The sequence below is a fragment of the Geodermatophilus sp. SYSU D00700 genome, from assembly GCF_054050255.1.
Window position 1 is genome coordinate 19,819 of sequence record NZ_JBJGZA010000004.1, and the last position, 24,781, is coordinate 44,599.

Annotated in this window: 29 protein-coding genes; 28 read left to right on the forward strand and 1 reads right to left on the reverse strand. The window is 74.7% G+C overall.

All coding sequences use genetic code 11. The features are described 5' to 3' along the window. The first annotated feature begins 108 nt into the window (after positions 1-108). Positions 109-1,038: a sigma-70 family RNA polymerase sigma factor gene (locus ACI79V_RS04595; protein WP_456887241.1), complete on the forward strand. Its 930-nt coding sequence runs from the start codon at positions 109-111 to the stop codon at positions 1,036-1,038. 269 nt (positions 1,039-1,307) lie between these two features. On the opposite strand, the gene ACI79V_RS04600 is transcribed toward ACI79V_RS04595, so the two are convergent. Continuing rightward, positions 1,308-2,051: a glycosyltransferase family protein gene (locus ACI79V_RS04600; protein WP_456887242.1), complete on the reverse strand. Its 744-nt coding sequence runs from the start codon at positions 2,049-2,051 to the stop codon at positions 1,308-1,310. A gap of 867 nt (positions 2,052-2,918) precedes the next feature. On the opposite strand from ACI79V_RS04600, the gene ACI79V_RS04605 reads away from it, so the two are divergent. The 27 genes from ACI79V_RS04605 to ACI79V_RS04735 all read left to right on the forward strand — a co-directional run bounded on the left by ACI79V_RS04605 (position 2,919) and on the right by ACI79V_RS04735 (position 24,742). Beyond that, positions 2,919-3,740: a flagellin N-terminal helical domain-containing protein gene (locus ACI79V_RS04605; RefSeq protein ID WP_456887244.1), complete on the forward strand. Its 822-nt coding sequence runs from the start codon at positions 2,919-2,921 to the stop codon at positions 3,738-3,740. A 133-nt stretch (positions 3,741-3,873) separates the two neighbouring features. Then, entirely contained in the window at positions 3,874-5,208 is a 1,335-nt protein-coding gene (gene fliD / locus ACI79V_RS04610) for a flagellar filament capping protein FliD (protein WP_456887245.1), read from the forward strand. 50 nt (positions 5,209-5,258) lie between these two features. Then, complete coding sequence (fliS, locus tag ACI79V_RS04615; protein WP_456887247.1) at positions 5,259-5,642, forward strand: flagellar export chaperone FliS; 384 nt, start codon at positions 5,259-5,261, stop codon at positions 5,640-5,642. After that, complete coding sequence (locus tag ACI79V_RS04620) at positions 5,639-5,983, forward strand: hypothetical protein (protein ID WP_456887249.1); 345 nt, start codon at positions 5,639-5,641, stop codon at positions 5,981-5,983. The genes fliS and ACI79V_RS04620 overlap by 4 nt, the downstream gene beginning before the upstream one ends. 403 nt (positions 5,984-6,386) lie before the next feature. Next, on the forward strand, positions 6,387-6,734 hold the full coding sequence (locus ACI79V_RS04625; protein WP_456876648.1) for a flagellar basal body rod protein FlgB: 348 nt from the start codon (positions 6,387-6,389) through the stop codon (positions 6,732-6,734). Further along, a complete protein-coding gene (gene flgC / locus ACI79V_RS04630; RefSeq protein ID WP_456887250.1) occupies positions 6,731-7,135 on the forward strand; it encodes a flagellar basal body rod protein FlgC in 405 nt (134 codons plus the stop codon). Before ACI79V_RS04625 ends, flgC begins: the two co-directional genes overlap by 4 nt. 2 nt (positions 7,136-7,137) lie before the next feature. Continuing rightward, positions 7,138-7,467 (forward strand): flagellar hook-basal body complex protein FliE, encoded by a 330-nt coding sequence (locus tag ACI79V_RS04635; RefSeq protein ID WP_456887252.1) that lies wholly within the window; start codon positions 7,138-7,140, stop codon positions 7,465-7,467. Next, a complete protein-coding gene (gene fliF, locus ACI79V_RS04640) occupies positions 7,467-9,065 on the forward strand; it encodes a flagellar basal-body MS-ring/collar protein FliF (RefSeq protein WP_456887253.1) in 1,599 nt (532 codons plus the stop codon). The genes ACI79V_RS04635 and fliF overlap by 1 nt, the downstream gene beginning before the upstream one ends. Then, positions 9,062-10,141 carry a flagellar motor switch protein FliG gene (gene fliG / locus ACI79V_RS04645; protein ID WP_456887255.1) on the forward strand — a complete coding sequence of 360 codons (1,080 nt, stop codon included), beginning with the start codon at positions 9,062-9,064 and terminating at the stop codon, positions 10,139-10,141. Before fliF ends, fliG begins: the two co-directional genes overlap by 4 nt. Continuing rightward, complete coding sequence (locus ACI79V_RS04650) at positions 10,125-10,949, forward strand: FliH/SctL family protein (RefSeq protein WP_456887257.1); 825 nt, start codon at positions 10,125-10,127, stop codon at positions 10,947-10,949. Before fliG ends, ACI79V_RS04650 begins: the two co-directional genes overlap by 17 nt. After that, on the forward strand, positions 10,949-12,247 hold the full coding sequence (locus ACI79V_RS04655) for a FliI/YscN family ATPase (protein ID WP_456887259.1): 1,299 nt from the start codon (positions 10,949-10,951) through the stop codon (positions 12,245-12,247). Before ACI79V_RS04650 ends, ACI79V_RS04655 begins: the two co-directional genes overlap by 1 nt. Position 12,248: 1 nt before the next feature. Next, positions 12,249-12,713, forward strand: a complete 465-nt coding sequence (locus tag ACI79V_RS04660) for a flagellar export protein FliJ (RefSeq protein WP_456887261.1) — start codon at positions 12,249-12,251, stop codon at positions 12,711-12,713. Then, complete coding sequence (locus ACI79V_RS04665; protein ID WP_456887263.1) at positions 12,701-13,663, forward strand: transglycosylase SLT domain-containing protein; 963 nt, start codon at positions 12,701-12,703, stop codon at positions 13,661-13,663. Before ACI79V_RS04660 ends, ACI79V_RS04665 begins: the two co-directional genes overlap by 13 nt. After that, the gene (locus ACI79V_RS04670) at positions 13,660-14,961 is read left to right on the forward strand and encodes a flagellar hook-length control protein FliK (protein ID WP_456887265.1); all 1,302 of its coding nucleotides are present in this window, start codon (positions 13,660-13,662) and stop codon (positions 14,959-14,961) included. Before ACI79V_RS04665 ends, ACI79V_RS04670 begins: the two co-directional genes overlap by 4 nt. A 12-nt stretch (positions 14,962-14,973) precedes the next feature. Then, positions 14,974-15,393: a flagellar hook assembly protein FlgD gene (locus ACI79V_RS04675; RefSeq protein WP_456887267.1), complete on the forward strand. Its 420-nt coding sequence runs from the start codon at positions 14,974-14,976 to the stop codon at positions 15,391-15,393. A gap of 41 nt (positions 15,394-15,434) precedes the next feature. Beyond that, the gene (locus ACI79V_RS04680; RefSeq protein ID WP_456887269.1) at positions 15,435-16,670 is read left to right on the forward strand and encodes a flagellar hook protein FlgE; all 1,236 of its coding nucleotides are present in this window, start codon (positions 15,435-15,437) and stop codon (positions 16,668-16,670) included. A gap of 339 nt (positions 16,671-17,009) precedes the next feature. Then, a complete protein-coding gene (locus ACI79V_RS04685) occupies positions 17,010-17,300 on the forward strand; it encodes a flagellar FlbD family protein (RefSeq protein ID WP_456887271.1) in 291 nt (96 codons plus the stop codon). Positions 17,301-17,303: 3 nt separating this feature from the next. Next, positions 17,304-18,074 (forward strand): motility protein A, encoded by a 771-nt coding sequence (locus ACI79V_RS04690; protein WP_456887273.1) that lies wholly within the window; start codon positions 17,304-17,306, stop codon positions 18,072-18,074. Continuing rightward, a complete protein-coding gene (locus ACI79V_RS04695) occupies positions 18,071-18,976 on the forward strand; it encodes a flagellar motor protein MotB (RefSeq protein ID WP_456887275.1) in 906 nt (301 codons plus the stop codon). Before ACI79V_RS04690 ends, ACI79V_RS04695 begins: the two co-directional genes overlap by 4 nt. After that, a complete protein-coding gene (locus ACI79V_RS04700; RefSeq protein WP_456887277.1) occupies positions 18,973-19,449 on the forward strand; it encodes a flagellar basal body-associated FliL family protein in 477 nt (158 codons plus the stop codon). The genes ACI79V_RS04695 and ACI79V_RS04700 overlap by 4 nt, the downstream gene beginning before the upstream one ends. Before the next feature lie 178 nt (positions 19,450-19,627). Beyond that, positions 19,628-20,596, forward strand: a complete 969-nt coding sequence (locus ACI79V_RS04705; RefSeq protein WP_456887278.1) for a flagellar motor switch protein FliM — start codon at positions 19,628-19,630, stop codon at positions 20,594-20,596. Next, a complete protein-coding gene (gene fliN, locus ACI79V_RS04710) occupies positions 20,593-21,339 on the forward strand; it encodes a flagellar motor switch protein FliN (protein ID WP_456887280.1) in 747 nt (248 codons plus the stop codon). Before ACI79V_RS04705 ends, fliN begins: the two co-directional genes overlap by 4 nt. Positions 21,340-21,344: 5 nt before the next feature. After that, positions 21,345-21,749 carry a FliO/MopB family protein gene (locus ACI79V_RS04715; protein ID WP_456877108.1) on the forward strand — a complete coding sequence of 135 codons (405 nt, stop codon included), beginning with the start codon at positions 21,345-21,347 and terminating at the stop codon, positions 21,747-21,749. Further along, positions 21,749-22,546 carry a flagellar type III secretion system pore protein FliP gene (fliP, locus tag ACI79V_RS04720; RefSeq protein WP_456887281.1) on the forward strand — a complete coding sequence of 266 codons (798 nt, stop codon included), beginning with the start codon at positions 21,749-21,751 and terminating at the stop codon, positions 22,544-22,546. Before ACI79V_RS04715 ends, fliP begins: the two co-directional genes overlap by 1 nt. Then, positions 22,543-22,818 (forward strand): flagellar biosynthesis protein FliQ, encoded by a 276-nt coding sequence (fliQ, locus tag ACI79V_RS04725; RefSeq protein ID WP_456877078.1) that lies wholly within the window; start codon positions 22,543-22,545, stop codon positions 22,816-22,818. Before fliP ends, fliQ begins: the two co-directional genes overlap by 4 nt. 4 nt (positions 22,819-22,822) lie before the next feature. Next, entirely contained in the window at positions 22,823-23,587 is a 765-nt protein-coding gene (gene fliR, locus ACI79V_RS04730; protein ID WP_456887283.1) for a flagellar biosynthetic protein FliR, read from the forward strand. Between the two features lie 6 nt (positions 23,588-23,593). Further along, the gene (locus ACI79V_RS04735) at positions 23,594-24,742 is read left to right on the forward strand and encodes an EscU/YscU/HrcU family type III secretion system export apparatus switch protein (protein WP_456887285.1); all 1,149 of its coding nucleotides are present in this window, start codon (positions 23,594-23,596) and stop codon (positions 24,740-24,742) included. The last annotated feature ends 39 nt before the right edge of the window (positions 24,743-24,781 follow it).

Sequence of the window (24,781 nt, forward strand, 5' to 3'; positions counted from 1 at the left end):
AGCGGGCAACGGCCCCTCAAGCCGAGATCGCAGGATTGGCAGGAGTTGTGCGTCCGGGCCGACCGGGTCCCTGCCGAGTAGGGGACCGTGCCCGCTGCCCGTCCCCCGGTGACCGAGCGACCCGTCGCCGCGCGCTCCGCTCCCCCGCTGCCCACCGCCGCACCGCGGCCCGAGGCCCTGCGACCGGAGACCGAGGTCGAGGCGCTCGTGACCGAGCACCTGCCGCTGTGCTCGTTCGCGGTCAACGCGGTGGCCTCGCGCATCTCGCTGCCCGGCCACGTCAGCCGCGAGGACCTGCTCTCCTGCGCGAAGGTGGCCCTGGTCGAGGTGGCCCGCCGGTTCGACCCGTCGGCCGGCGCCACCTTCGCCACCTACGCCCTCCCCCGGCTGCAGGGCGCCGTCCTGGACGAGCTGCGCTCCGGCGACTGGGCCAGCCGCTCGGTGCGGGCGGCCGCCCGGCGCACCGACGCCGCGGCCGACGCGCTCACCATCCGCCTGGGCCGCCCGCCCACGCGGGAGGAGCTCGCCGAGGAGATGGGCGTGCGCCGCGAGGAGCTCGAGGCGCTGCAGGTCGACGTGCACCGCGCCGTGATGGTGAGCATCGACGCCGAGACCGGCAGCGAGGGCGGCACGCTCGACCTGCCCGACCCCGGCGAGTCGCCCGAGCGGGCGGTCCTGCGCGGCGAGCGGGCCCGGTACCTGCAGGACGCCATCCGCGCGCTGCCCGACCGGCTCGACGAGGTCGTGGAGCGGAACTTCTTCGGCGGGGAGTCGCTCACCGACATCGCCGCCGACCTCGGGGTCACCCTCTCCCGGGTCTCGCAGATGCGCGCCCGCGCGCTGACCCTGCTGCACGCGGCGATGAGCGAGGTGTGGGAGGGCCGGTCGGTGCCGGCCGACGGCGGGGTCCGCGCGCGCAACCAGCAGCGGCTCTACGTCGACCGGGTGGCCGGTCGCGCCGTGCCGTCGCCGATCCCCGCGCCCCGTCCGGCGCCGGTGCACGCCGCGCTCCGCTACGGGATCGCCCGCCCCGCCTGAGCCGTCGCCACCCCGTCGGTCACGCGAGCGCCCGGGTCCCCAGGAGGACCCGGGCGCTGAGGCGTGCAGGCCGGACGACCGGCAGCCGGACGGCCGGGACGGGGCCGGCCAGCTCGGTCGTCCCCGCGCCCCCCCGGGGCGTCGGCGAGACCGCTCGGACAGCGGCCGGCAGCAGCCCTCAGGCTGACGGAGGGTGAGCCCTCACGAGCAGACCCCGGCGCGCGCGGACGCACGCAGCGCGAAGGAGCCGGGAGGAGGTGTGCGGCCCTTCAGGCACCGATGCGATCGGCGCGGCTGCGCTCCTCGCGCGCCCGCCGCCAGGCCGCGGCCCACTGCTCGGCGGTGTGCTCGGTGAGGTGCCGGGCGAGGACCCGGTCGCGCGCGGCGGCGGCGTGCTCGCGGCGCCAGTCGGCGTCCTCGACGGCCCGCGCGATCGCAGTGGCCCAGTCACGGGGCCGCTTGGCGCGGTAGCCCAGGCCCAGCCGCTCGTACTCCGTGCTGGGCGAGCGGACGGAGAAGACGCCGCGGGCGGAGTACTCGAGCACCTTCAGCCAGCTCTTGCAGCTGTTGAAGGTGTCCAGCCGCAGCGGCGCGATGCCGATGTCGAAGCGCTCGCCGAGCGCGGTCGCGTAGCCGTCGACGTCCATGACCCAGGGGTATTCGAGGGGCTCCTCGGCCAGGCGGAGCCGCTCGCCGGCGTTGCCGGCCTGACCCATGATCGCGAACCGGGCGCGACCCGGGTGCCGGTCGAGTGCCTGCTGCAGACCCGAGCCCATCTCCTGCAGGTCGTAGGGGTGACTGCCGACCGTGCCGGCCCAGCCGATGGTCAGCACCTCGGGCTCCCGCTCGTAGGCCGGCGGGAGCTCCGCGATCCGGCGCGGGATCGCGTTGGGCACGACCACGCCCCGCCCGCGGGGTGCGAACTGCAGCAGGTTCGGCGTCGAGACGGTGACCAGGTCGGCCTCGCGGGCGATCCCCTCGGCGAGGCGGCCGACGCCGCGGCGCACCAGCACCTCGTGTCCCTGGTGCCCGGGCGGGAGGGCGGTGAGGTGGGGGGGGGGGGGGGCCCCCCCCCCCCCCCCCCCCCGCCGCCCCCCGCCCCCGCCGCCCCCGCTCCCCCGGCGGACTGGGGCGGCGTGAGCGCCCCCCCCCCCCCCCCCCCCCCCCCCCCCCCCCCCCCCCCCCCCCCCCCCCCCCCCCCCCCCCCCCCCCCCCCCCCCCCCCCCCCCCCCCCCCCCCACGGCGACACCCTGGGCCTGCAGCAGGCGCAGGCAGGCGAGCATCTCGCGGGTCTTGGGCAGCTGGAGGACGACGACGTCGGCGCCCTGGGAGTCGACCTCGCGGACCACCAGCGGGCCGCCGGGATTGCCGGGATCCGGGGCCATGACGGTCTTCAGCCCGTGCTGGACGGTCACCGAGACGCCGAGCCCGGCCTCCTCGACGGCCCGGGCCGGCTCGGCCATGCGGTGGTACATGGAGCCGGTGAACACGGTCGTGGTCAGCAGCACGTTCATGGGGCACGTCCTCACCGCGCTCGGCAGGAGCGCTGGGTCGCGACGCCCGGCGGGAGGAGCGGCCGGGCAGGGGGATCCGACGGCGCGAGGGCGTCCGGGAACGGACGGGCACCTCGGCGGTGAGCCCACCATCCCGGCCGGGCCGCACCACGCCGTCCGCGGCCCTCGGGACACGCCGCCGTGCGTCTCGTCCGCCACACCCGCCCGTCGCGCCCCGGCGGCGCCCCGCCCCGGCGGGCGACCCGGTCGAGAAATGTGCCCGGTTCGCCTCAAGGTCGGCAGACGCCCGGCCGTAGACCCCTGTGCACGACCCGCAGCACGGATGCAGCGGGATCCCGAACAGCCCCGATTCCAAGGAGGAACACCATGGGTCTGCGCGTCAACAACAACATCGCCGCGTTCAACGCCTACCGGAACCTGAACGTGACCGATGGTGCGATGAGCAAGTCGCTGGAGAAGCTCTCCAGCGGTCTGCGCATCAACCGGGCCGCCGACGACGCGGCCGGCCTGGCGATCTCCGAGGGCCTGCGGTCGCAGATCGGCGGCCTCAAGGTCGCCGTCCGCAACGCGCAGGACGGCATCTCCGTCGTCCAGACCGCTGAGGGTGCGCTCACCGAGACGCACTCCATCCTGCAGCGCATGCGCGACCTCGCGGTGCAGGCCGCCAACGACGGCGCCCTCAGCGACAGCGACAAGGCGAAGGCGCACGCGGAGTTCGACGCACTGCGCTCTGAGCTGGATGACATCGCCACGAAGACCACCTTCAACGGCACGAAGCTGCTCGACGGCAGCTACTCGTCCAAGGTCTTCCAGGTCGGGTCGAACGCCGGCGAGACGCTGTCGGTGAGCGTGAGCAGCATGGCTCCGTCGGCTCTCGGCCTGTCGGCCGCCTCGATCGCCACCGCGAGCGGGGCCTCCGCGGCCATCTCGTCGGTCGGCGACGCTATCGCGGAGGTCTCCGACCAGCGCGCCGCCCTCGGTGCGGTGCAGAACCGGCTCGAGCACAAGATCAACAACCTGAACGCCACCGTCGAGAACCTGACCGCGTCGGAGAGCCGCATCCGCGACACCGACATGGCCCAGGAGATGGTGTCCTTCACCCGCTCGCAGATCCTGTCGCAGGCGGGCACGGCGATGCTGGCGCAGGCCAACCAGAGCTCGCAGGGCGTCCTGCAGCTCCTCCGCTGACCCCGGGCCCCCGGGGCCGACCAGCGAGCACAGCACCACCCGGTGAGGGGGGAGGCCCTGGCCTCCCCCCTCACTGCACACCCGGGCGAGGTCACACCCGCCCCACCCGACCCCGCACCCTGGAGGCGCAGCGATGGTGAGCCTGAGCGTCGACGGCCTGGTCTCCGGCCTGGACACCACGAGCCTGATCAACCAGCTCGTCGCCGCCGAGGGGGTCGCGCAGAAGCAGCTCGAGACCCGGCTGACCCAGACGCAGAAGGCCGCCGAGGCCTACCGCTCGGTCAACACCAAGGTCGACGCGCTGCGCTCGGCCGCCGAGGAGCTCACCCGAGGCGCCGTCTGGACCGCCGCCAAGGCGACCAGCTCGAGCCCCGCCGTCGCCGTGGCCGTCACCGGGACCCCGCAGCCGGGCTCGATCACCTTCACCGTGACCAGCGTGGCCGCCGTCCACGCCGTCGTCGGCACCACCCGGACAGCTCCCCCCACCACGGCCGGGGTCTACTCCGACCTCACCGTCCGTGACGCCAACGGGGTCGTGAAGGGCACCGTCTCCGTCGGCACCGGGTCGCTGGACGACACCGCGGCCGCCATCAACAAGCGGAGCGACCTCGGGCTCACCGCCACGGTCCTGCAGGTCAAGCCGGGCGAGTACCGGCTGCAGGTCAGCGCGAGGGCCACCGGCACGGCCGGGGAGTTCTCGGTCGACGGGTTCACTCTCCTGCGCGAGGGCACCGACGCGACGATCAAGCTGGGCGACGCCGGGTCGACGATCGACGTCACCTCGGCCACCAACACGTTCACCGGCGTGATCCCCGGCGGGACCCTGACCGTCAGTGCGAGGAGCGACACGCCGGTCACGGTCGACGTCACCTCCGACCCCGACGCCGTCGCCGCCAAGGTCCAGGCCTTCGTCGACGCCGCCAACGCCGCGTTGAGCGAGATCGCCAAGCACTCGGCCAACGGCAAGGACTCCACCGCGGTGCTGCGCGGCGACAGCAACCTGCGCCGGCTCACCGACCAGGTCCTCACCGCGGTGTCCGAGGTCGTCGCCGGCCGTGGCGCCCCCGGCTCGGCCGGGGTGCAGCTCACCCGCGACGGGCAGGTCTCGTTCACCAAGGCCACCTTCCTCACCCGGCTGCAGGCCGACCCCGCGAAGGTGCAGCAGATCTTCGCCGGCACGGCCGAGGCCGCCACCACCACCTCACCGGCGCTCGGCGACGGCCTGGCCACCCGCGTGCAGGCACTCGCCACGACGCTGACGAAGGCCGCCACCGGCACGCTCACCCTGCTGGCCAAGGGCCGCGACGAGCTCGCCGCCGACATCCAGGTCCGCATCGACGACTGGGACCTGCGCCTGGCCGCCCGCCGGGAGACGCTCACCCGGCAGTTCACCGCGATGGAGACCGCGCTGGGCTCGCTCAAGCAGCAGTCGTCCTGGCTGGCCGGCCAGCTCGCCTCGCTGCCCTGACCCCCTCCTCCTGGTCCCGCTTCCCCCCGTCTGATGCAGGAGATCGACCGATGACCGCCGCTTCCCTCCGCTCCCGCTACCTCGGCGACGCCGTCAGCACCGCCTCGCCGCAGCAGGTGCTGGTGATGCTCTACGACCGCCTCGCCCTCGACCTCGAGCGCGCCCAGGCCGCGCTCGCCCAGGGCCGGCGCGCCGACGCGCGGGAGCAGGTCCGCCACGCCCAGGAGATCGTCTTCGAGCTGCTCGGCAGCCTGCGGGTCGACGCCTGGGAGGGCGGTCCCCGCCTCGCCGCGCTCTACAACTGGCTGATCGCCGAGCTCAACCAGGCGATGGTCAAGCAGGACGCCGGCCGGGTCCGCTCGTGCCTGGAGGTCGTCGAGCCGCTGCGCGACGCCTGGCGGCAGGCCGCCGCGAGCCTGGCGGGCACCGCATGACCGGCGGCTCCTCCTCGGACCACCAGCGGCGCGCCGAGTGGACCGCCGTCCTCGAGGAGATGGAGGTGGAGGTCCTCGACGCCGAGCGCTCGATCCGCGGCGAACGCGCCGAGGAGATCGCCGCCTGGGGCCGGCGGATGGAGGACTGGACGCCGCCGACGATGCTCGGGCCGCTCCCGCCCGACCTCCGCGAGCGGGCCGCCCGGCTGCTGCAGCACCAGCTCGCCGTCGCCGAGGAGCTCGTCGAGCGGATCACCCAGTCGCAGCGGCAGCGCGACGTCGCCGCGCGCATGGCCTACCGCCCCCGCCCCGTCGCCGCCTTCGTCGACAGGGCGCTCTGACCGTCTTCGGCACACCTGCACAACACCGGACACGGCCGGGTCCGCCTCACGGCGGGCCCGGCCGTCGTCGTCGGACCCCTGGGAGCGTCGTTTGCGCGACGACGGCACCTCCTGGAGCGCGGAAGGCTCCCTCTGGAGTGCCGATATCGCGACAAGGGCACCTCCTCGGACACGGAGGGCCGCCCCCGGCTCGTCCTCCCCGATCGCGCCGCCCGTCACACCCGTCTCCTCCGCCCCGGACGGTGGTCAAGGTCTGACGAGGCGCTGCCGATGACGGCCCTGCACGGACAGCACCACTCTCGCCACGGATCGGCGGCCCTTCCCACGCGCTCGCGCGCGCGGGTCCCCGACGTACCCGGAGGCACCCCGTGTCCTGCCGTCCTGTCCACCGGCGGTCAGCCCCGTGATCGGCGACGTCACCACGGCGACGCTGCACGCGGCGCTGACCGGACTGGCCCAGCGCAGCCGCGTGACGGCGGACAACATCGCCAACGTCCAGACGCCGGGCTTCCTCGCCGGCCGGACCGACTTCGAGTCCTCCCTGCGCACGGAGCTGCGCCAGGGCCGGACGCCCACCGCCTCCGGCGGCGCGATCGCCCGCTCCCTGGAGCCCACCCGCACGGACGGGAACAACGTGAACCTCGACAGCGAGACCGTCATCGCCACCGAGACCGGCCTGCGCTACCAGCTCGCGCTCACCGCCCTGGACGGCAAGTACAGCGGTCTGCGCACGGCCCTGAGGACGGCGTGACCGTGTTCGACGGCATCGACATCTCCGGGTCCGGCCTGTCGGTCCACCGCCGGTGGATGGACGCGGTCTCGGACAACATCGCCAACATCAACACGGTCAGCGCGACCGACGGCGAGGCGTTCCGCGAGCGCATGGTCGTCGCGCAGGCCGTGGACTACGGCTCCGGCGAGGGCGGCGTGCGCATCGCCCGGGCCGAGTTCGGCAGCGGCGAGGGCCGGCTGGTGCACGAGCCCGACCACCCGCTGGCCGACGCCGAGGGCTACGTCCGCTACCCCGACATCGACCTCGGTGACCAGATGACCCAGCTGATCATGGCCCAGCGCGGCTACCAGGCGAACCTGGCGGCCCTGGAGCGGGCGACCAGCGCCTACCAGGCCGCCCTCCAGCTCGGGAAGGGCTGACCGTGACGTCCCCGATCGGCGGCATCTCGCTGCCTCCCGTCCCCACCGTCGGCGCCCTCGGCGGCCCGGCCGAGGCCGGCGGGGTGGTCCCGGCCCCCGCCCCCGACTCGGGTGCCGGCTTCGCCGCGGCGCTCACCGGCGCGCTCGAGCAGCTCGGCGGCCTGCAGGCGACCCGTGACCGGCTGGCCGTGCAGGCCGCCACCGGCGACCTGCGCGACGTGCACGACTACATGATCGCCGCCCAGGAGTCCTCGGTCGCCACCGAGATGGTCGTGACCATCAAGAACAAGGCCGTCGAGGCCTTCACCGAGATCATGAGGATGCCGGTCTGATGCCTGCCGCACTGGCGGGGCCGCTGGCGAAGGTGCGCGGCACCCTCGCCGCGATCAGCCTGGGCCAGAAGGTCGTCATCGGCCTGCTGGTCGCCGGGCTGGCGCTCGGCGGCTTCGTCTTCTACCGCTGGATCACGACGCCGACCATGGCGCCGCTGTTCTCCAACCTGGCCTCGACCGACGCCTCGGCGATCGTCGACGAGCTCAACGCCGGCGGCGTCGCCTACGAGCTCGCCGACGGCGGCCAGACGATCCTGGTGGCCAACGAGTCGGTGTACGACCTGCGGCTGCAGATGAGCGGCAAGGGCCTGCCGGCCGGGTCGGACACCGGCTACGCGCTGCTCGACGAGCAGGACATCACCACCAGCGAGTTCCAGCAGCAGGTGCAGTACCAGCGCGCCATCGAGGGGGAGCTGGCCAACACCCTCGAGGCGCTCGACGGCGTCTCGCAGGCGGTGGTGCACCTGGCGCTGCCCGAGGAGGAGGTGTTCGCCTCCGACGAGGGCGAGCCGACCGCCTCGGTGCTGCTCGACCTCGAGCCCGGGACCCAGCTCTCCGGCGAGCAGGTCCAGTCCATCACCAACCTGGTCTCCTCCAGCGTCGAGGGGATGGACTCCGAGCAGGTCACCGTCACCGACTCGACCGGCCAGCTGCTCTCGGCCGCCGGGTCGGGGCTCACCGCGGCCGCCGGCGACGCCCGCTCGCAGATGGAGTCCGACTACGAGCAGCGCCTGGCGGCCAACGCGCAGGCGATCCTCGACCGCGTCCTCGGCCCCGGCCACGCGCAGGTCTCGGTCCGCGCGGACCTGGACATGAGCCAGAGCGACAGCACCGCCACCACCTACGGCTACAACCAGGGCACCCCGCCGGTGTCCGAGCAGCGCTCGACCGAGAGCTACACCGGCGACGGGGCCGCGGTCGGCGGCGTCCTGGGCCCGGAGAACACCGCCGACGCCGCCGACGGCACCGGCGGCGGCCAGGCCACCTACGAGACCGAGTCGACGACGGCGAACAACGCCGTCGACGAGACGGTCACCACCACCGTCACCGCGCCCGGCGAGGTCAACCGGCTCACCGTCGCCGTCGTCATGGACGACACCGTGGCCGGCGACCTGAACCAGGCGCAGGTGCAGGAGCTGGTCAGCAACGCGGTGGGCCTCGACGAGGCCCGCGGCGACGACATCAGCGTCGCCTCACTGGCCTTCGACACCCGGGCCGCCGACGAGGCCGCCGCCGCGATGGCCGCCGCCCGCGAGGCCGAGCAGCAGGCGCAGATGTGGTCACTGGTCCGCACCGGCGGCATCGCCCTCGGCATCGCCCTCCTGGTGCTCGTCGTCTGGCTGCGCTCGCGCCGCCGCGGCGACGACGAGGAGGACGCCGACGACGAGCTGCTGGAGATCGACGACGGCCTCATGGCCGAGCTCGAGCGGCTGCGGGTGGCCAGCTCCCGGGACGACACCGCCGTCCTGGACAACCGGGCCCTGGAGCTGGAGGCCGCCGAGCGCCAGCGCGTGCGAGGGGAGATCGCCTCGATGGTCAGCGAACGTCCCGACGAGGTGGCGCAGATGCTGCGCGGTTGGCTGAGTGACGTGCGATGACCCTGGCATCGGTCGAGCAGCTGGTCGGCACGGGCGGGACGAACCTGCCCGCCCTGCCGCCGGCTCCCCCGCGCCCGGAGATGCCGGGCCTGCGCAAGGCCGCCGTCTTCCTCGCCCAGATGAGCAAGGAGGAGGCCGGGCTGCTGCTGTCCAAGCTCAGCGCCCGCGAGGTGGAGGCCCTCACTCGCGAGATCATGAAGCTGGGCACGGTGGAGCCCGAGGACGTCGACGGCGTCCTGTCGGAGTTCCACACGATGATGGCCGCGCAGCGCTACGTCGGCCGCGGCGGCGTCGACTTCGCCCGCGAGATCCTGGCCGCGGGCCTGGGCGAGGACAAGGCCGAGGGCATCCTCGCCCGGCTCAACGTCGTCTACACCGAGGTGCCCTTCGCCTCGCTGCGCAACGCCGACGTCCGCCAGCTGGTCACCTTCCTCAAGGACGAGCACCCGCAGGTCATCGCGCTGGTGCTCGCCCACCTGTCGGCGGGCCAGTCGGCCGAGGTGCTCTCCGGTTTCGGCCCCGAGCAGCAGGCCGAGGTCGCGCACCGGATCGCCACGATGGACCGCACCTCGCCGGAGATGGTCCGCCTGGTCGAGGAGGAGCTCAGCCGGCGCATGGGGTCGCTGCTGGCCCACCAGGACATGTCGACCGTCGGTGGCGTCGAGACCCTCGTCGAGATCATCAACCGCTCGCCGCGGCCCACCGAGCGCTCCATCCTCGAGTGGCTGGACTCCTCCGACCCGGAGCTGGCCGAGCAGGTGCGCGCGCAGATGTTCGTGTTCGAGGACATCGTGACCATCGACGACCGCTCCATGCAGCTGGTGCTGCGCGAGGTCCAGTCCAACGACCTGGCCACCGCGCTCAAGGGCGTGCGCCCCGACGTCCGCGACAAGGTCGTCCGGAACCTCTCCGAGCGCGCCGCCGAGAACCTCGCGGAGGAGATCGAGCTGCTCGGCCCGGTCCGCGCCCGCACCGTCGAGGAGTCGCAGGGCAAGATCGTCGCGGTCATCCGCACCCTCGAGGAGCAGGGCGTGCTGACCATCTCGCGCGGCGGGGACGATGAGTTCGTCTCCTGACGGACGGCGGGAGTCGGTGCTGCTGCGCGGGCCCTCGGCCAGCGCGGCGGCCCCCTACCGGCAGGTCGCGGGCACGACGGTGCCGCCGCGGCCGCGCCCCGAGCCGCGGCCGGCCGGCCCCTCCCCCGTGGTCGCCACCGCGCCCGAGGTCACCGTCGAGCGCCGCACGGCGACCCGCCGCGCCGCCGACGTCCCGGTGCCCAACGGCCGCGGCGTGCTGCGGCTCGGCGACGTCTACGCCGAGGAGCTGACCCGGCTGCGCGAGTTCGCCCGCCGGGAGGGCTTCGCCGCCGGGCACGCCGAGGGTGTGGCGTCCGCCGCGCAGGTCGTCGCCGAGGCCGAGGCCGCCGCGGCCGCCCGGCTGGCCGACGTCCAGGCCCGCTGGGAGCGCCGCATGGCCTCGGCCACCGCGGCGCTGGGTGCCGCCGTCGCCGCGCTGGAGGCCGCTGCCGTGCCCACGGCCGACGACGTCCGCGACACCCTCCTCGACGGCGCGCTGACCCTGGTGGAGGACCTGCTCGGCCGCGAGCTGTCGGCCTCGACCACCGCCGGCCTCGACGCGGTCCGCCGCGCGCTGACCCTCGTCCCCGCCGACGCCCCCGCCGTGGTGCGGCTGCACCCCGACGACCTCGCCGAGGTCCCCCCGCACGCTCTCGCCGCGTTGCCCTCGTCGGTCACCGTCGTCGCCGACGACACGGTCGAGCGGGCCGGCGCGGTCGCCGAGTGCGGCCCGCGCCGGGTCGACGCGCAGCTGTCGACGGCGCTGGCGCGGGTGCGGGCGGTCCTGGCCGGCGGGGGCCCGGCCTGATGTCCGCGGCCGCCGTCCTCTCCCGCGCCCGCCTGGCCGCCCGCCCGCAGCTCACCGGCTCCGTCGTCGGCGCCATGGGGCTCACGCTCACCGTCGAGGGCGTCGTCGCCGCCGTCGGCGACCTGGTCGAGGTCGGCTCCGGCCTGCTCGCCGAGGTCGTCGCCGTCTCCCGCGACCGGCTGACCTGCATGCCGCTGGGCGAGATCTCCGGCGTGCACGCCGGCGCGCCGGTGCGCGCCACCGGCATGCCGCTGCAGGTGCCCGTCGGGCCGGCGCTGCTCGGCCGGGTGCTCGACGGGCTGGGCCGGCCGGTCGACGGGCACGGCCCGCTCGGGCCCGGGGTCGACTGGGTCGACCTCGCCAGCGAGACGCCGCACGCGCTGTCCCGCCGCCGGGTGGAGGAGCCGCTGCCGGTCGGCGTCCGCGCGCTGGACACCCTCGTGCCGGTCGGCAAGGGCCAGCGGCTGGGCATCTTCGCCGGTTCCGGTGTCGGCAAGTCCACGCTGCTGGCGCAGATCACCCGCGGCACCGAGGCCGACGTCCGGGTCATCGGGCTGATCGGCGAGCGCGGCCGCGAGGTCAAGGAGTTCCTCGAGGAGAACCTCGGGGCCGACGGCATGGCCCGCACGGTCGTCGTCGTCGCCACCTCCGACGAGCCGCCGCTGGTGCGGCTCAAGGCCGCGTTCGTGGCCACCCGCATCGCGGAGGGCTTCCGCGACCAGGGCCGCGACGTGCTGCTGCTCATGGACTCCATCACCCGCACCGCGATGGCCCAGCGCGAGGTGGGGCTGTCGGCCGGGGAGCCGCCGGCCACCCGCGGGTACCCGCCGAGCGTCTTCGCGATGATGCCGCGGCTGCTTGAGAAGGCCGGCCCCGGCGCCACCGGGTCGATCACCGGCCTCTACACCGTGCTCGTCGAGGGCGACGACCACAACGAGCCGATCGCCGACACCGCCCGCTCCATCCTCGACGGGCACGTCGTGCTCACCCGGCGGCTGGCCACCGCCGGCCACTTCCCCGCCGTCGACGTCCTCGAGTCGATCTCCCGCGTCGCCGGCGCGGTCACCGCCCCCGCGCGGATGGCCGACGCCCGCGAGATGCGGCGGCTGATGGGCGCGCTGCGCGACGTCAGGGAGCTCGTGGAGATCGGCGCCTACCAGGCCGGCAGCGACCCGCTGGTCGACCGTGCCCGCATGCTGTCGCCCGCCATCGACGCCTTCCTCCGCCAGGCGCTGGAGGACACCACCTCGCCCGACGACGCCTGGGCGATGCTGCACCGGCTCGTGACCGCGGGCTGACGTGGGCACGCGCGCCGGCTTCCGGCTCGAGCCGGTGCTGCGGGTCCGCGCCGCCGCCGAGGAGGCCGCCTCCCGGGCGGCGGCCGAGGCCGACGCCGCCGCCCGCGCCGCCGCCCGCCGCGCGGAGGAGCTGGCCGGCGCCCTCGCCGACCGGGTGCCGCCCGCCTCCGCACCCGCTCCGGTCTTCCTCGCCGCGATGGTCGCGTCGGCCGCCGCGGCTGCCGATGTAGCAGCCGCACGGTCGACGGCGCAGGCCTCGGCCGAGCAGGCGGACCTCCTGCGGCAGCGGTGGACCGCCGCCGCCCAGGAGACCCGGGCGCTGGAGAAGCTGCGCGAGCGGCACCTCCTCGCGCTGCGGGCCGCCGAGCTGACCGCCGAGGAGCACGCGGTCGACGACCTGGTCACCCGCCGGCACGCCGTGCGGGCCGCCGCCGAGGACGGGGAGGAGGAGCCGTGGAGGGCCTGACCGCGGTGCACGGCCGCATCGCCGAGATCCAGAACCGGATCCTCACCCTGGCCTCGGCGACGTCGTCGTCGACGTCCGCGGCGTGGTCGAGCGCCGCCGCGGCCGCCGGGCTCACCGGCACGGCCCCGGCTCCGGCGACCGGCACGACCCCCGCCGCCGGCAGCGGTCCCGAGGCGCAGGTGGTGGCCGCCGCGCAGCGCTACCTCGGCGTCCCCTACGCCTGGGGCGGCACCGACCCGTCGGTGGGCCTGGACTGCTCGGGCCTGGTGCAGCGGGTCTACCGCGACCTCGGCATCGACCTGCCGCGCACCAGCTCCCAGCAGGCCACCGCCGGTACCGCGGTCGCTAGCCTCGCCGAGGCCCGCCCCGGCGACCTGGTGTTCTTCGACCACACCCCGTCGCGGCCGGGCATCGACCACGTCGGCATCTACGTCGGCGACGGGAAGATGATCGCCGCGCCGCAGGCGGGCGACGTCGTCCGCGTCCAGGACGTCGGCGACCCCGCGCTCATCCGCCGCGTGCTCCCCACCTCCGCCACGCCCGCGCCTGCCGCGACCGGCACCGGCCTGGCCGGTGTCCCCTACGCCGACCTGTTCGCCACCGCCGGCGCCCGTCACGGTGTCGACCCCGCGCTGTTGGCCGCGGTGGCGCAGGTCGAGTCAGGCTTCGACTCCGCCGCCGTCTCCCCCGCCGGCGCCACCGGGCTGATGCAGTTCATGCCGGCCACCGCGGCCGGCCTCGGCGTCGACGCGTCGGATCCCGCCTCCGCCGTCGACGGCGCGGCCCGCTACCTGCGCCGGCTCACCGACCGGTTCGGCTCCACCGAGCTCGCGCTCGCCGCGTACAACGCCGGGCCCGGCGCGGTGGCCCGCGCGGGCGGCGTCCCGCCGTACGCGGAGACCCAGTCCTACGTCCGCAAGGTCACCAGCGCCGCGGAGGCGTACTCATGACAGCTCCCGCCCTCCCCGCCGTCCTCCCGGGCGGCGCGCCGTCGGCCGCGCCGTCGGCGCCGTCGTCCGGCCGCCCGTCCGCGGAGTTCGCGTCCGCGCTCGACAGCGCGGTGGCCGGCCGTCCCGCCGACCGGGCGCCCGGCCGCGACGGCGGCCGTCCCGGCCGGGCCCTCGGCCGCGACGGCGAGCCCGGCCGTCCCGGGCAGACCGACGACGACGCCCCCGCGTCCGGCGAGGAGGCCCCGGCCGTCCCCGCCGCGGCCGGGGACCTGCCCGCGGGCTGGGCGCTGGCGCTCGCCCTGGGCACCGCGGTCCCCGCCGGCACGCCCGGCACCCCGGCCGCGCCCGGTGCCGCCGCCGCGCACGGCGCCGTCGCCGACGGCACCGTCGCGGTCCCCGGCCTCGCGACCGGGCTGCCCACCAGGGCGGCACCCGCCCTGCCCGAGGGCGCCGCGGTCCCGCCCGGCACCGCCCCCGCCCCGACGGCCCCGGTCGCCACGACCCCGGACGCCGCCGTCCCGGGCCCGGCTGCCGCTCCGCCGACGACGACGCCGACGGCGGCCCCGGCTCCGGCCGGACTGCCCGCCGGACTGGTGGTCCTGCCCGCCGCCGACCCCGCCGCGCCCGTTCCGGCGCCGCCCGTGGTGACGACCGTGCTCCCCGAGGCCGCACCGGCCCCCGCGCCGGCCGCGGCCGCACTGCCGGACCTCCCGTCCCCCGACCCCGCCGAGGCGACCGGCCCGGCTCCCGCCGCTACCGCGACCGTCGCGGCGCCGGCGCCCGCTGCGGCCCCGGCCCCCGCGGCCGGAGCCGCCGCGCCGCGGGCCGACGTGCCGCCGCCCCCGGTCGCCGGTCAGCTCGCCCCCGCCGTCGCCACGCTGGCCTCGGGCGCCGACGGCACGCACACGATGACGCTGGTGCTTACGCCCGAGACGCTCGGCGAGGTCGAGGTCCGGGTCACCGTCGCCGACGGCGCGCTGGACCTGCGGCTGCGCGGCGCCTCCGAGGCCGGCCGCGCCGCGCTGCTCGACGCGCTGCCCGACCTGCGCCGCGACCTGGAGTCCTCCGGCCTGACCTGCTCGCGGCTGCAGGTCGACCGCGAGCAGGCGGGCTCGGGACAGTCGCAGGCCCAGGCCGGCTGGGAGCAGGCCCGCGGGCAGGCCGACCAGCGCGGCCGCGGCTCCGGCCGGGGCGCCGACGAGGCGGGCGGCCCGTGGCCGCGCACCACCGACCCCGACGGGAGCCGACCGGCTGCCGCGACCCACCCCGCGTCGAGCGTCCTCGACGTGCGGGCCTGAGAGGAGCCGACGATGACCGCACCCGTGGGCGGCGTGGGCAGCACCACCCCCCCGACCGCCGCTACCAGCTCCGTGGACCGGTCCGACCAGATGGGCAAGGACACGTTCCTGCAGCTGCTGGTCGCACAGATGAGGTACCAGGACCCGAGCAGCCCGACGAGCACGACCGAGTTCATGTCGCAGACCGCGACCTTCACCCAGGTCGAGAAGCTCGAGGAGATCGCCTCGCAGAACGCCGCGCTGCTGTCGCTGCAGCGCTCGCTGTCGGCCGGCGCGCTGGTCGGCCACGCGGTCAGCTGGACCGCCGAGGACGGCACGACGCAGACCGGGACGGTGTCCTCGGTCCGCTTCGGCGACGACGAGCCCACCGCCGTCGTCGGGGGCCAGGAGGTCCCCCTCGGCCGCCTCACCGAGATCTCCCTGCCGGCCTGACCCGGCCCCGCCCCCGCTCCCCTCCCGAGAGGACCCTCCCCGTGCTGCGCTCGATGTTCTCGGCCATCTCCGGCCTGCGTGCCCACCAGACCAAGCTCGACGTGACCGGCAACAACATCGCCAACGTCAACACCGTCGGCTACAAGAGCTCCCAGACCGTGTTCGAGGACACCCTGTCCCAGGTCATCCGCAACGGCTCCGCCCCGACCGACCAGACCGGTGGCACCAACCCGGCGCAGGTCGGCCTCGGCGTCAAGGTCGCCGGCATCACCACCAACTTCGGCCAGGGCTCGACCCAGAACACCGGCCGCTCGACCGACTTCATGATCAGCGGCGACGGGTTCTTCGTGACCCGGGCCGGCAACGAGAACCTCTACACCCGCGCCGGGTCCTTCGACTACGACGGCGCCGGCAACCTGGTGACCCCCGACGGCGCCCAGCTGCAGGGCTGGATGGCCGACGGCGGGCGGGTCGACACCAACGGCGCCCTCGGCCCGCTGACCATCCCGTTCGGCCAGGTCATGCCCCCCACCCCGACCCGCACCGGCACGATCAGCGGCAACCTGTCGACGTCGTCGGTCGCCTACTCGGCCGGGCCGCCGGTGGTCGAGGCGACGGCGGTGCAGACCCAGGTCACCGCCTACGACTCGCTGGGCACCGCCCACCAGATCGCGCTGACCTTCACCAAGACCGGCGCCAACCAGTGGGACGTGGCCGCCAGCGAGGGCGGGACGCCCATCGGGGCGCCGCAGCGCATGACCTTCAGCCCGTCCACCGGGCAGCCCCTGACCGGCAGCACCTTCACGGTCCCGGTCGCCGGCGCCAACTGGCCCGGCGGCATCGCCGTCGACCTGTCCGGCATGACCGAGTTCGGCGGCAAGACCGCGCTCACCCCGAGCGGCGTCGACGGCAATGCCATGGGCACGCTGCAGTCGATCTCGCTGAGCGGCGACGGCACGATCATGGGCGTCTACTCCAACAGCCTGCGCGAGCCGATCGGCAAGCTCGCCCTGGCCACCTTCGCCAACCCCGGTGGCCTGTCGAAGGCCGGCAACACCAGCTACCGGGTGGGCGACAACTCCGGCCAGGCGGTCATCGGCGAGGCCGGCACCGGCGGCCGGGGCTCGCTGACGGCGGGCGCGCTGGAGATGAGCAACGTCGACCTGGCCGAGGAGTTCACCGGCCTGATCGTCGCCCAGCGCGGGTTCCAGGCCAACAGCCGCGTCATCACCAGCTCCGACGAGGTGCTGCAGGACCTGGTCAACCTCAAGCGCTGATCGGAGGACCCCCTCGCCCCCCACGCCGCGCTCCGCTCGGCGCGGCCCCTGCGAGAGGGCCGTTCCAGCCGGTCACCAGCCCGCGGCCCGGCACCCGTTCCCCGGGGTGCCGGGCCGCGCCCCATGTGCCTTTGTCGCGCTATTGGCACCTCTCCCGGGCCGCCCAGTGGTGCCTTTGTCGCGCTATTGGCACCTCTCCCGTTGCGCGTGGGACGCACGGGGAGGCGGTGCCGGGTCACCCGCCGGGGTGGCGCGGCGGCCCTGGTTCGGCTCAAGCACCTCCCGCGCAGGACCGATGGTCCCTACAGCCCCTCCCCGCACGAGCAGAAGGACCGACCCGTGATCCGTGTGACGCGCCTGAACGGGGAGCACTTCGCGCTCAACCCCGACCTCATCGAGCGGGTCGAAGGTCACCCCGACACCGTGGTGTTCCTCGTCGACGGCACGAAGTACGTCGTCAGCGAGGGCGTCGACGAGGTGCTCGACGAGATCCGCGAGTACCGGGCGAGCATCCTCGCCACCGCCTACGCGATGGACCGCGGCACCTACCGCACCACCAGCGGCCCCACCGCCGCCGACGACACCACGACGGCCTCCGTCGTCCCCTTCCCGGCCCGCGAGGAGCGCTGACCCGTGGACCCCGCCACCCTCATCGGGTTCGTCATCTCGATGGTCGCCCTGCTGGTCTTCATGGTCATGGAGGGCGCCGACCCGTCGTCGCTGCTCTTCCTGCCGGCGATCATCCTGGTCATCGTCGCCACCTTCGGCGCCGCCATGTCCGGCCAGACGATGGACGACCTCAAGAAGATGGGTGGCTGGTTCAAGCTGGCCCTCGTGCCGGCGAAGGTCCCGCCGGCGACAGAGCAGATCAAGATCCTGGTGAGCCTCGCGGAGAAGGCCCGCAAGGAGGGCCTGCTCGCGCTCGAGGCCCAGGTCAAGGCCATCGAGGACCCGTTCCTCAAGCGCGGCCTGCAGATGGGCATCGACGGCACCGACCCGGAGGAGCTGCGCGCGGTCCTGGAGAGCGAGATCGCCGCCAAGAAGGCGGAGGACAAGACCGCCGCCAAGTTCATGACCACGATGGGCGGCTACGCCCCGACCATCGGCATCGTCGGCTGCATCGTCGGCCTGATGAACGTCATGGGGAACCTCAGCAACCCCGAGTCGCTCGGGCCGATGATCGCCGCGGCGTTCGTCGCCACGCTCTGGGGCGTCATGGCCGCCAACTTCTGGTTCCTGCCGATGGGCGCCAAGATCATCCGGGTCAGCGAGCTGCAGGCCGCCCAGATGGAGCTGCTCGTCGAGGGCATCGCCGAGATCCAGGCCGGCACCAGCCCGCGTGCGGTCCGCCTGAAGCTCAACTCCCTCATCCCGCCCAGTGAGGTCGCCAAGGAGGCGGCGTGAGCGCCAGCGGCCACGGCGGCCGCCGGCGCGGCAAGAAGCACGAGGAGGAGGAGCACGAGAACCACGAGCGGTGGCTGGTGTCCTACGCGGACATGATGACGCTGCTCCTGGTGCTCTTCGTCGTGCTCTTCGCCATGAGCCAGGTCGACAAGGAGAAGTTCGCCGCCCTGGCCAGCGGGCTGTCGGAGGCCTTCGGCGCCCCGGTCACCGCGATGCAGGGGTCGGCGAGCAACCCCGAGCCCTCGGTGCTCGACTCCCTCGACGCCGCCGTCGACGTGCAGATCCCGCCGGCCCCTGCCGCGCAGGAGTCGGTGGACGCCGCGGCCGCCGAGGCCGCCCGGCAGGAGGCCCAGCGGATCGCCGCGGAGGCGCGCGCGGAGTACGACGAGCTCGCCGCCGTGCGCGCCGCGATCGATGCCGCGCTCGCCGCCGCCGGCCACGCCGGCACGGCGCGCTACGAGATCGACGAGCGCGGCCTGGTCGTGCACATCGTGTCCGACCCGGTGCTGTTCGGTCCCGAGGAGGCCGACCTGCGGCAGACCGGCCGCGGTGTCCTCGGCGCCGTCGCCCCCACGCTCGCCGGCCTGCCCAACCAGCTCGCCGTCGAGGGGCACGCCAACTCCCTCCCGGTCACCCCGGGCGGGCCGTGGCCGTCGAACTGGGAGCTCTCGGCCTACCGCGCCACCACGGTCGTCCGCTTTCTCGCCGCCGAGGGCGTCCCCCAGGAGCGCCTGCAGGGCACCGGCTACTCCGACACGCGGCCGATGGTGCCCGCGTCCGACCCCGCCGCCCTCTCCCTCAACCGCCGCGTCGACGTCGTCGTGCTGTCCGACGCCTCCGCCGAGGCCCGGGAACTGCTGCCCGGCCTCGACGCCCCCGCACAGGAAGGCACCCCCGAGTGAGCACCAAGTCCAAGGCCAAGGAGAAGGACGCCGCGACCGAGGGCGAGGAGGCGACCGGCGGCGGCAGGAAGAAGCTGCTGCTCGTGCTCGCCGTCCTGCTGGTCGCCGCCGGTGCCGCCGCCTACTTCTTCCTGTTCACCGGGGAGGCCGAGGCCGAGGAGCCGGTGGCCGGCGAGGTCGTCGCCCTCGAGCCGGTCACGGTCAACCTGGCCGGTGGCGGCTACCTGAAGATCGGGATCAGCCTGCAGACCACCGAGGACGCCGCTGCCGGTGGCCACGGCGGCGGCGCGGTCGACGGCTCCAAGGCCCTCGACCTGGTGATCTCCACCTACTCGCAGGCCCAGCCCGCCGACGTCAGCGGAGCCCGCGAGGCGCTCAAGGAGGCGCTCGAGCAGAAGATCGTCGAGGCCTACACCGAGCACGAGGTGCCGATGGTCATGGGCATCTACTTCACCGAGTACGTCACCCAGTAGCCCCGGCGGAGGGTGTGCGCGCGGGCCGCGTTCCCGGCACCGGGACCCGGCGCCGGCGCACACCCTCCGGGTCTCCCAGTGACCTCCCGGCACACCAGGAGTCACACCCTCCCCGGCTGACCGGCGGCGCCCCGCGCCGCCGGTCAGCTCGCGTTCCGGGCCCGCCGATGAGGAGGGCGTGACCCGCCCCGAGAACGCGACCGTGCCCGCCGGGCACGGGCCGCAGTCGCCGGCCGTGGGCGGCCGCAGCCGGCGCGGTGCACCCCGCACCTACGACTTCCGCCGCCCGACCAAGCTCTCCCGCGAGCACGTCCGGGTGCTGCAGATCGCGCAGGAGGCCTTCGCCCGCCAGGCGACGACGGTGCTCACCACGATGCTGCGCACCGGCGCGCGCATGGAGCTGCTGGGCATCGAGCAGCACTCCTACGACGACTTCGTCGCGACGCTGCCCGACCCGTACTTCCTGACGACGTTCAGCATCGACCCGCTGGCCGGCAAGGGCCTGCTCGCCTACCCGCTGGACATCGCCATGGCCGCCGTCGACCACATGCTCGGCGGCTCCGGCGCCGCCCAGCAGCCCGAGCGGCCGATGACGGCGATGGAGACCACCATCACCCACTCGCTGCTCACCCGGCTGCTGCAGGAGTTCACCGCCGCCTTCGCGCACGTGAGCGACCTGCAGCCGGAGATCGACGGCATCGAGTACAACCCCGCGCTGGCCCAGGCCGCGGCCGGCTCGGACACCGTGATGGTGGCCCGCTACACGCTCTCGATCGGCAGCCGCGAGGGCGCCGCCTCGCTGGTGCTGCCGTTCGCCTCCTTCGCGCCGGCGCTCAACAACGCCGCCTCGCCGCAGCTGTCGGAGTCCGCGCAGCGCAAGCGGCAGCGCGCGGCCGAGCTGCTCGCCGAGCGCCTCGAGCTGGTCCCGGTCGACGTCAGCGTGCGGTTCGCCCCGCTCGAGGTCTCCTCGGAGGACCTGCTCTCCCTCGCCGTCGGCGACGTCCTGCTGCTGCGCCACCCCCGGGACGCGCCGCTGGAGGTCACCACCAACGACGCCGTGTTCGCCCACGCCATCGCCAGCAACCACCGTCGCCGGCTGGCCGCTGCCATCGTCCCCGCCCCGTCCGCCGAGAAGGACCCCGCATGACCGCCACGCTCGACCACACCCAGGCCTCTGAGGCCATCACCAGCGTGGGGGTGGCCGCCGCGCGCGCGGCGGCCGCCCTCGTCCCGGCCGGCGCCGAGCTCGTCGCCGGTGCGGCGGTCACCGACCCCGACGCCGTGCCCGTCCCGCCGGCCGCCGCGGCCGCGGTCAGCGCCCGGCTGTCCGGGGAGGTCACCGGCGACGTCGTCCTGGTGCTGTCCGCCGAGGTCGTCGAGGCCCTGGACAACTCCCCCGTCGGCCCGATGGACGTCGCCACCGCGCTGCGCCCGGCGCTGGAGGCGGCCGCGGCCACCCTCGGCCGGGTCCGCGTGGACAGCGAGCGGACCGAGGACCCGGTGACCGCCCTCGACGGGCTGCGCGACAAGGGCATGCTCGTCGCCGTGCCGCTCGCCGCCGGCGCCGACCACGTCGCCACGCTGGCGCTGCAGGTCACCCTGCCGACGGCGCCCCGCGCCCGGCGCGGCAGCCTCGACCTGCTGCGGCACGTGGCCATGGAGGTCACCGTGGAGATCGGCCGCACCCGGATGACCGTCGGCGAGCTGCTCTCGCTGCACCCGGGCGAGGTGGTCGAGCTCGACCGCGCCGCCAGCGCCCCCGCCGACCTGCTGGTCAACGGCACGCTCATCGCCCGCGGCGAGGTCGTCGTCGTCGACGAGGACTTCGGCCTGCGGATCAGCGAGATCGTCACCGACGCCGCCGCCGAGCTCGGGCAGGACCGGCCGTGACCTGGATGGTCGTGCGACTGCTGCTGTCGCTGGCCTTCGTCGGCGGCGTGCTGTGGTTCGCCGCGCGGCTGGCGAAGAAGCGCGGCCTGGGCTCCTCCGGGGGCCTGGTCGAGGTCGTCGCCCACCAGCGGATGGGCCGCGCGAGCACGGTGAACGTGCTGCGCATCGGCGACCGGGTGCTGGTCGTCGGTGCCACCGAGCAGCAGGTCACCCTGCTCGCCGAGCTCGACGGCGAGGAGGTCGAGGCGACCCTGGCCGAGCGCGCGGTCGCCGGGAGCCCGGGCCGCGTGCCGGCGCTGACCGCCGCCGCACCCGGCCGGGTCGGCGGCGCCCTCGCCGGCTCGGTGCTCGACCGTGCCGCCTGGTCCGAGCTCGTCGGCCGGCTGCGCGAGCGGACGGTCCGCCGCTGATGGGCCGCACCCGCCGCGCCGCCGTCGTCGCCGCGGCGCTGCTGGGCTGCGCCGTGGCCGGCGTGCCGCTGGCCGGGCCCGCCGCGGCGGCCCCGACCGCGCCCACGCCCCCGACCGCGCCCGCCGTCCCCGCCGTCGACGGCGGCGTGGACATCTCGGTGGGCAACGGCAGCCCCAGCACGTCGATCACGCTGATCCTGGCGGTCACGATCCTGTCGGTCGCCCCGTCGGTGCTGCTGCTCGCGACGTCGTTCACCAAGATCGCGATCGTCCTGTCGCTGACCCGCAACGCGCTGGGCCTGCAGCAGTCCCCGCCCAACTCGGTGCTCACCGGGATCGCGCTGTTCCTGACCCTGTTCGTGATGGGGCCGGTCTTCTCCGACGTCAACGAGGTCGCCGTCCAGCCCTACATGGACGGGGCGATCACGGTCTCGCAGGCCTACGACGCCGGCGTCGTGCCGCTGCGGGAGTTCCTGCTCGGCAACACCCGCGACGACGAGCTGCAGCTCATGGTGGGCCTGTCCGGTGAGGAGCAGCCCGAGGACCCGGCCGCGGTCAGCATGACCACCCTGGTGCCGGCGTTCGTCCTCTCCGAGCTCAAGAGCGCCTTCATCATCGGGATCGTCGTGTTCATCCCGTTCCTGGTGCTGGACATGCTGGTCAGTGCCGCGCTCATGGCGATGGGCATGATGATGGTCCCGCCGTCGGTCGTGTCGCTGCCGTTCAAGCTGCTGCTGTTCGTCGTGGTCGACGGGTGGGCGCTGATCACCACCGCGCTCGTGGGCAGCTACACGTGAGCGACGCCGACGTCACCGACATCGCGGTGCAGACGATGACCGTGGGCGCCAAGGTGGCCGCCCCGGTCCTGCTCACCGCGCTGCTGGTCGGGTTCCTCATCTCGCTGTTCCAGGCCGCGACCCAGATCCAGGAACCGACCCTGTCGTTCGTGCCGAAGATCATCGCGGTGTCCGTCGCGCTGCTGGTCACGGGCAACTGGGTGCTCGCCGAGATGGTGAGCTTCACCGAGCACCTGTTCGACCAGCTGCCGCGACTGCTCGGGCGGACCTGACCGGATGGACCTCGAGGTCCCGGCGGTCACGCTCGCGGCCCTGCTGCTCGCCACCGCCCGGGCGGCCGGGTTCGTCCTGCTCGCCCCGCCGTTCAACACCCGCACCATCCCGGCGCCGGTCAAGGGGGCACTGGCCCTGGCGCTGTCGGTCGCGCTGGTCGACCGCGTGGCGCCCGGCCTGCCCGAGCCCAGCGCCGGCTTCCTCGTCGTCACCGCCGTCAGCGAGGTCGCCATCGGCGCGGCGCTGGGCTTCGTCGTCCAGCTGTTCTTCACCGCGGTGCAGTTCGCCGGGGAGCTCATCGACGTCACCGGCGGCTTCACCCTGCAGCCGGCCTACGACCCGCTGGCCATGACGATGAACTCGGTCATGGGCAAGCTGCACTCGCTGCTGGCCACGACGCTGCTGTTCACCAGCGGCGGGCACCTGCTGCTGGTGCGCGGCTTCGCCACCTCCTACGAGGGGCTGCCGGTGACCGGCGGGTACCCCGCCGACTCGATCGGCGAGGTGGTGCTGACCGCCTTCTCGATGATGTTCCTGGCCGCGCTGCAGATCGCCGGGCCGATGGTGGCGGTGCTGCTGCTCGCCGACGTCGCGCTCGCCCTGCTCTCCCGGGCCGCGCCGGCGCTCAACATCTTCGCGATCGGCTTCCCCGTGAAGATCATGCTGACCCTGGCGCTGCTCGGCCTCACCTTCCCGCTGCTGCCCTCGGCCCTCGACGCGCTGCTCGAGCAGGCCGCCCGCGCCGTCGTCGGCCTGCGGAGCGGATGAGCCGCGGTGGCCAAGGACGGACCGGGCGGTGAGAAGACCGAGAAGCCCACTCCCAAGCGCCTCAAGGAGGCGCGCAAGGAGGGGCAGATCCCGCGCACCCAGGAGCTGGGCACCTGGGCGGGGGTCGCGGTGGCCAGCGCCCTGTTGCCGATGCTGGTGGGCAACACCTTCGACGAGGTGGGCCGGCTGTTCGTGCAGGTCGGGACGGTCATCGAGCACCCGGAGGTGTCGCGGGTCGACCCCCTGCTGGGGCAGGCGCTGTCGGCCTTCCTCGCGACCGTGCTGCCGGTCGCGCTGGCGCTGCTGCTGACCGGGGTGCTGGCCTCCGCGGCGCAGGGCGGGGTGGCGCTGGCGACCAAGGGCATGAAGCCGACGCTGAAGAAGCTCAACCCCTTCCCGGGGATCAAGCGGATGTTCGGCACCCACGGTCTCTGGGAGGCGACCAAGGCGGTCATCAAGACCATCGCGCTGGGGGTGGTCGTGGTCACCACCAGCGACCGGGCCCAGGAGCTGGTCTCGGCGTCGGGCGCGCTGCCGCTGTCGGCGGTCACCTCGGCCGTGGCCGACTCCGCCGTGCTGATGTTCCGGGTCGTGGCGGTCACCGGCCTGGGCATCGCGATCGCCGACTACGTCGTCGTCCGGGTGCAGACGATGAAGAAGCTGCGGATGACGAAGTACGAGATCGAGCAGGAGCACAAGAACTCCGAGGGCGACCCGCACGTCAAGGGCCACCGGCGGTCGATGCAGCTGGCGATGTCGCGCAACCGGATGATGGCCGAGGTCGCCGAGGCCGACGTCCTGCTGGTCAACCCCACGCACGTGGCCGTGGCGCTGCGGTACGAGCCCGAGCGCGGCGCCCCCCGCGTGGTGGCCAAGGGCGCCGACGAGGTGGCCGCCCGGCTGCGCGAGCGGGCCGCCGAGGCGCGGGTGCCGATGGTGCAGGACGTGCCGCTGGCCCGGGCGCTGCACGCCTCCTGCGAGCTCGGCCAGGAGGTGCCGCCGCAGCTGTTCACCGCCGTCGCCCGGGTGCTCGCCTTCGTCATGCAGCTGGGCGCGCGCGGCGTGCACGGCGGGTTCCACCGTCCCGGGTTCGAGGCCCCCGACGTCACCGGGCTGCCACGGGCCGGCCGCCGGAGGGCCCCGATCGCCTCCTGACCCGACCTCCCAGGCATGGGAAGCTCTCCGCACGTCTTG